Origin of the sequence: Micromonospora sp. NPDC049580 (assembly GCF_040675595.1) — a bacterium.
Lineage (GTDB): Bacteria > Actinomycetota > Actinomycetes > Mycobacteriales > Micromonosporaceae > Micromonospora.
In genome coordinates this window covers 1-3,895 of record NZ_JBFAPG010000546.1, presented here as the reverse complement: position 1 = coordinate 3,895, position 3,895 = coordinate 1, and the positions used below count along the sequence as shown (strand labels likewise).

The following is a 3,895-nucleotide window of genomic DNA, read 5'->3' as shown; positions in this document are numbered from 1 at the left end:
CGGGTCCTCCGGCCACGGATGTCGGGGATAGCGACCGCGCAGCTCCGAGCGGACCTGCGGATAGCCGGTACGCCATCGGATCGGCGGCCCGTCCGGCCTGTCGGTCCGGCTGGACCCGCCGCCACCGGCGACGCTGGTCACCGAGACCTGCCGGGAGATCGCGGCCCAGGTCAACGCGGGCCCGCCGCCGACCCCGTTCGCCGACCTGCTGCCCCCACCGGAGCAGATGTGGCGGGAGGACTCGGCCAGCGGCCTGACCGCCCCGATCGGCGAGGGGCCGCAGGGCCGACCGGTGCGCCTGACCCTGGGCGACTATCCACCGCACGCGCTGATCGGCGGACCGTCCGGCACCGGCAAGACCAACCTGATCTTCGCGTGGATCGGCGCCCTCGCCGCCCGCTACTCCCCCGCCGAGCTGGAGTTCTATCTGCTGGACTTCAAGGAGGGGGTGTCCTTCGCCCGGTTCGCGCAGGGCCGGCGTGACCCGAGCTGGCTGCCGCACATGCGTCTGGTCGGCATCAACGTCAACACCGACCGGGAGTTCGGGTTGGCGCTGCTGCGGTTCCTCACCGAGGAGCTGCGTCGCCGCGCCGACGCCGCCAAGAAGCACGAGGTGACCAAGCTGGCCGAGCTGCGCGCGGTCGACCCGACCGGGCACTGGCCCCGGATCGTCGCAGTGGTCGACGAGTTCCAGATGCTGCTGGCCGGCCGGGACGTGGTCGCGCGGGAGGCCGCCGACCTGCTGGAGGACCTGGCCCGCCGCGGCCGGTCGCAGGGCATCCACCTGGTGCTCGCCTCGCAGGACGTGCGGGGCATCGAGGCGCTGTGGGGCCGCCCGGCGCTGGTCGCCCAGTTCACGTTGCGGATCGCGCTGCCGAAGGCGTTGCGGATCCTGGCCGAGCGCAACGACGCGGCGCAGTCGCTGCCCCGCTGGCACGCGGTGGTCAACGCCGAGTCCGGCATGGTGGAGGGCAACGAGGTCGCGCGGATCTCGTCGGCAAGCGACTGGGAGACGTGGAGCGGCCTGCAACACCGGCTATGGCGGATGCGCCCGCCGGACGCCGCGCCGGCCCGACTCTTCGACGGTGACGCGATCCCCCGGCTGGACGAGGCCCCGGACTTCCGGGCGCTCGCCGCGCCGCCGGACGGCCGCGCGCCGCGCAACCCGGTGGCCCTGCTCGGCGAGATCATCGACGTGCAGTCCCGCTCGGCGGCGCTGCGGCTGCCGCGCGCACCCGGGCGCAACCTGGCGGTGCTGGGCACGCGGGTGGACGAGGCGTGCGCGGTGCTCGACTCGGCCGCCCGGTCGCTGGCCCGCCAACACCCGCCGGGCACCGCCCGGTTCTCCATCGCCTGCCTCGACCCGGACGCCGATCCGATCGCCCGCGCGCTCTACGACGACCTGGCCGACGACGCCTCCTGGTACGACGAGGAGACCGTCGGCGAGTTGATGACCGAGACGGCCGACGGGCTGTCCGGCCCCGGCAGCCCGCACTACCTGCTGCTGTTCGCGGTCGACGCGGCCGCCGGCGCCCTCGCCGCGCGCACGGGTCGGCGCACCGGCCTGGAGCAGCTGCGCCGCATCCTGCACGACGGACCGGAGCGGCGCACCCACGTGCTGGCCTGGTGGCGGGGCGTGGCGCGGATGCGCGCGGACCTGGGCGGCCCGGCCGCCCGCACCGACCAGATCGGCGCCTGGGTGGCGCTGGACGCGCACGGCGGCGAGTTGGGCGCCTCGCTCTATCCGGGCACAGGCGGCCCGGACTGGTATCCCCGGCCGTGGCGCGGGCTCTTCTTCGACCGGGCGGTGCACCGCACCGGCCAGGTGCTCATCCCCTATGGACCGTCGCGATGAACCAACCGGTGACCAGTGACACCTACACGGCGCAGCTGCGGCGACTGGCCGAGCTGAGCGCCCGGGTACGCGAGCAGCGCGCCGAGGCGCACACGTGGTACGAGCGGCAGTGCGCGGCGGCCGAGCGGGCCGTCGCCGACGCCGCCGACCAGGTGCGCCGCGCCGAGGAGGAGTTGGTGGCGGCCCGCGAGGAGCAGGAACGCGTCGACGCCGAGGTGGCGCACCTGTGGCAGCAGGTGCGGGCCCGCCTCGGCGCCCGCCGTCTCGGTGCGCCGCCCGCGCCAACCAACGGCAGTGCGGCCGGCGAGCCGGTGCTGCTGCTCGGCCGGGCCCGGGACCTGCTCGACCGGGCCGGGCAGCCCGGTGAGCTGCCGAGCTCGGTCAACCCGCTGCTGGCGCTCTGCGGGGTGGCCGGCGCGGTCGTGGCGTACGCGCTGGGCTCCGGCGCGCGGGCGCTCGGCGTCGGGTACGGCGGGGACCTGGCGGTCGGGATGCCGGTGCTGGCGCTGGTGGTGACCCTGCTCGGGCCGTTGATCGGTCTCGTGCCGGCGCGGGTGCTGGCCGACCGCCGGCACGCGCTGCTCGGCCCGCGCCCGATCACCGTGGTGCTCGGCGCCGGCTTGGTGGCCACCGCGCTGCTGCTGGTGCTCGGCCGCTGAGCTGAGCCGACGACTGGGGCCCGCTGGCGGCGGTCACTGTCGGTCACGTCCGTCGAGGCGAATGCGGTGGTGAGCGGTATACCTCAGAGTCATATTTATGCCTCTGAGGTATACCGCTCGTCAGCCACATCGGCCCGGCAGGCCGGGGGTGGGACTCAGTCAGGCCGGGATCAGGACGGCCTCGCGCAGTAGGCGGCGGGCCAGGGTGACCCGGTCGGCGTCGTCGGGCAGACCGGGCAGGTCACCGACGCGGGTGACCGTCCCGCCCAGCAGGGCGCGGGCCGCCGGCTCGCAGTCCGCCGGCAGGGTGATGGTGCGGTCGAACAGGCGCAGCGCCACCTGGTCCGACCCGTGCGGCACGAGCTGCCAGCGCAGGCCCGGACGCAGGGTGAGCCGGGAGTCGGCGTCCAGCGTGGCCACGGCGCCGGCCTGGGCGAGCGGCCGGATCGGCGCCGGTCGGGCGGCCGGCCAGGCGCGGTGGCGCAGTCGCGCCGCGACGGCGGCCGGGTCGGCGCGCAGCAGCCAGTCCCGCAGCGCCTCCACCGTCTCGGTCAGCTCCGGCTCGATGGCGTCGGGGTCGGCCACGTCGGTGCCGAACGGCAGGCTGGCACGCAGCCGCTGGTCCTCGGCGGCCAGCGCGAGCAACTCTTCGACCAGGGCATAGCGCGTCAGCGCGCGGATGCCCACGGTCAGGTGCAGGGAGCTGGCGTCCTGGGCCTGCGCGCTGTGCAGCCAGCCGCGGGGCAGGTAGAGGGCGTCGCCGGGGGCGAGCACCACGTCCAGCGCGGCGGGGCCCTGCGCGGTGGCGGAAACCTCGTCGGCGCGGCCGCCCCACGGCTGCTTCTCCAGCGGGTCGGGCAGCACCGGCGGGTGGATCCGCCAGTGCTTGCGGCCGTCGACCTGGAGCACGAAGACGTCGTGGGTGTCGTAGTGGGTGGCGAAGCCCTGGCTGCCCGCGGGGGTGAGGTAGGCGTTGATCTGCAGCGGCTGGTTCAGCGCGAGGCCCAGGTCGCGGGCGAAGTCGACCAGGGGCGGCCAGATCCGGTGCAGGCCCTGCAGGACCAGGGTGGCGCCGGCGGCGTACTGCTCCAGAACCCGCTCGTCGAGGACCTGGTCGCCGATCTCCGCGCCGGCGCCGCCGCCGCCGGTCCACCGCGCCGCCGGGACGAGCTGGCCGTCCTTGGCGACCCGCAGGAACGGGGTACGCAGACCGCGCCGGCTGAGCAGCTCGTCGGCGTCGGCGGGGCTGAACAGGTCGGTGAAGCCGGCCGGGTCGGGCAGCTCGGCGGCGCGGGACAGCAGCGGGGTGTGCCCCCAGTGCGCGGCGGCGAACTTGGCCGGCTCGACCGAGACACAGCGGGCCAGCGCGGCGGTGGCGCCC

3 protein-coding genes and 1 pseudogene are annotated in these 3,895 nt (G+C 75.7%); 2 read left to right on the top strand and 2 right to left on the bottom strand.

The window, feature by feature from the left end; all coding sequences use genetic code 11:
* Nucleotides 1-141, bottom strand: a 141-nt coding sequence (locus AB0J68_RS28765; protein ID WP_363941611.1) for an ATP-dependent helicase C-terminal domain-containing protein, incomplete at its 3' end; no start/stop codon positions are given.
* Here AB0J68_RS28765 and AB0J68_RS28760 point away from each other — a divergent pair.
* Nucleotides 110-1,855 (top strand): annotated as a pseudogene (locus tag AB0J68_RS28760) (FtsK/SpoIIIE domain-containing protein); the annotation flags it as partial. The gene AB0J68_RS28765 and the pseudogene AB0J68_RS28760 sit on opposite strands and share 32 nt — an antisense overlap.
* On the top strand, nucleotides 1,852-2,514 hold the full coding sequence (locus tag AB0J68_RS28755; RefSeq protein ID WP_354860340.1) for a hypothetical protein: 663 nt from the start codon (nucleotides 1,852-1,854) through the stop codon (nucleotides 2,512-2,514). The pseudogene AB0J68_RS28760 and the gene AB0J68_RS28755, both read left to right, overlap by 4 nt.
* Nucleotides 2,515-2,673: 159 nt before the next feature.
* On the opposite strand, the gene AB0J68_RS28750 is transcribed toward AB0J68_RS28755, so the two are convergent.
* Nucleotides 2,674-3,895 (bottom strand): cupin domain-containing protein (locus AB0J68_RS28750; protein ID WP_363941608.1); only part of this gene is annotated, 1,222 nt, incomplete at its 5' end.